A 2,202-nucleotide genomic window follows, 5' to 3' on the forward strand; every position below is an offset into this window, starting at 1 on the left:
CGGTCATCGAGTATCTGAAAACGCCGCCGCGCCGGGCCGAGCTCGCCGGATTGATCGCTCGCATGGGGATCTCCGTGCGCGATCTGTTGCGCCGGAAGGGCACGCCCTACGACGAGTTGGGCCTGGATGATCCGGCGCTGAGCGACGATCAGTTGCTCGACGCGATGACGGCTCGCCCGATCCTGATCAACCGGCCGATCGTGGCTACGTCCTTGGGTGTGAGGCTCTGCCGCCCCTCGGAAGTCGTGCTCGACATCCTGGGCGCGCGCCAGCGCGGCGCCTTCACCAAGGAGAACGGCGAGGTCGTTATCGACGCGGAAGGCATGCGCGCCGGGAGCGCCCGGTCATGACCGATGCAGCTGTTGGAACATCCTCGGCGGCAGCCCCCTCGATGGGCACCTTCGAGCGGTACCTGACGGTCTGGGTCGCCCTGTGCATCGTCGTCGGCATCGTGCTGGGCCAAGTCATGCCGGGCATCTTCCACACCATCGGCAATGCGACCGTGGCCGAGGTCAATCTGCCGATCGCCGGGCTCGTGTGGCTCATGATTATCCCGATGCTGCTGAAAATCGACCTCAGCGCCCTCGGCCAGGTCGGCGGTCACTGGCGCGGCATCATGGCGACGGTCGGCGTCAACTGGTTGGTGAAGCCGTTTTCGATGGCGCTGCTCGGCTGGCTGTTCATCGGGCATGTCTTTCGCGCCTTCCTACCCGCAGATCAGCTCGATAGCTACATGGCGGGACTGATCCTGCTGGCGGCGGCACCGTGCACGGCAATGGTGTTCGTCTGGTCGAACCTGGTCGATGGCGAACCGCATTTCACGCTCAGCCAGGTGGCGCTCAACGACGTGATCATGATCGTCGCCTTCGCCCCGCTTGTCGGCCTGCTGCTGGGCCTGTCGTCGATTACCGTGCCGTGGAACACGCTGCTCCTGTCGGTCCTGCTGTACATCGTGGTGCCCGTCGTCGCGGCCCAGGTAACCCGGCGGGCGCTGCTCGGTCGCGGCGGCGGGCCCTTGCTCGACCGGACTCTGCGAACCCTGGCGCCGCTCTCGCTTTCGGCGCTGCTGCTGACCCTGGTGCTGCTATTCGGCCTGCAAGGTCAGCAGATCGTGCGGCAGCCGACCGTCATCGCCATGCTGGCCGTGCCGATTCTGGTCCAGGTCTATTTCAACGCCGGGCTCGCCTATTGGCTCAATCGCCGTTTGGGCGTCGAATGGTGCGTTGCCGGCCCGTCGGCGCTGATCGGGGCTTCGAACTTCTTCGAATTGGCCGTCGCCACGGCCATCGCATTGTTCGGCTTCCAGTCGGGCGCCGCACTGGCGACGGTCGTCGGCGTTCTGGTCGAGGTCCCGGTCATGCTGACCGTGGTCAGGTTCGTGCGGGGTAGCCGGGGCTGGTACGAGGCCGGAGCCCGGCGCGCGATCACGGGAACGGGCAGGCTACACCCGGAATCGCGGAATTCTCGACCCATGTCGGCCGTGAGCGTCGCGGCCGAGGGGCAGGGCGTTGTGGGCGGCTCTGCTGCCGCCCGGCTACCCATCACCTGGGACACGACCGGAATCATGACCAAAAGTAAACTACTCCGCATGGACAATGTCGGCATCGTGTTGGAATCCCTCGATGATGGCATCGCTTTTTTCACCGAACTCGGCCTGACGCTCGAGGGGCGAGCCATGGTTGAAGGAGAATGGGCCGGACGCATCACCGGACTGGGCAACCAGCGCGTCGAGATCGCCATGATGGTCACCCCCGACGGCCACAGCCGCCTGGAGCTCTCGCGTTTTCTCAGCCCGCCTGTGGTCGCCGATCACCGGAACGCCCCGGTGAACGCCTGCGGCTACCTGCGTGCCATGTTCACAGTAAGCGAGCTCGACGAAACACTCACCAGACTCCGCAAGCACGGTGCGCAACTCGTCGGCGAAGTGGTCCAGTACGGGAACTCGTATCGGCTCTGCTACATCCGCGGGCCCGAAGGACTTCTCATCGGACTGGCAGAACCACTCGGTGGCAGTCGGTAACGGTTAGACAAGGGTCTTCTTCCATCCATCATTGACGTTGGGCGGGTCGTCAGCGCGGCCCGCCCTCGCCGTCGGATTTCAAGCTGCTCAATCCGAAGCCCTGAAGGCGAAGGGCGCTGCCCTGCGCATCCTCAATCTTGGCATCGATATCGCCACGGCAACGGCCAACTCATGTTGACCTT

The 2,202-nt window shown here is 64.8% G+C and carries 2 protein-coding genes and 1 pseudogene; all 3 read left to right on the top strand.

Annotated elements, in window-relative coordinates; translation table 11 throughout:
- A partial coding sequence (locus VGV37_RS21385; RefSeq protein WP_326881792.1) for an ArsC/Spx/MgsR family protein occupies nucleotides 1-350 on the top strand: 350 nt, incomplete at its 5' end.
- A 41-nt stretch (nucleotides 351-391) separates the two neighbouring features.
- A pseudogene (arsB, locus tag VGV37_RS21390) lies at nucleotides 392-1,423 on the top strand (ACR3 family arsenite efflux transporter); the annotation flags it as partial.
- A 165-nt stretch (nucleotides 1,424-1,588) separates the two neighbouring features.
- Nucleotides 1,589-2,020, top strand: coding sequence for a VOC family protein (locus VGV37_RS21395; protein WP_326881793.1), 432 nt, complete (start codon nucleotides 1,589-1,591; stop codon nucleotides 2,018-2,020).
- The last annotated feature ends 182 nt before the right edge of the window (nucleotides 2,021-2,202 follow it).

The sequence above is a fragment of the Aliidongia sp. genome (assembly GCF_035943795.1).
Lineage (GTDB): Bacteria > Pseudomonadota > Alphaproteobacteria > ATCC43930 > CGMCC-115725 > Aliidongia.

Excerpts from the sequence above, each read along its gene's own strand:
- VGV37_RS21395 (WP_326881793.1), top strand. The coding sequence starts at position 1,589 with ATGGACAATGTCGGCATCGTGTTGGAATCCCTCGATGATGGCATCGCT.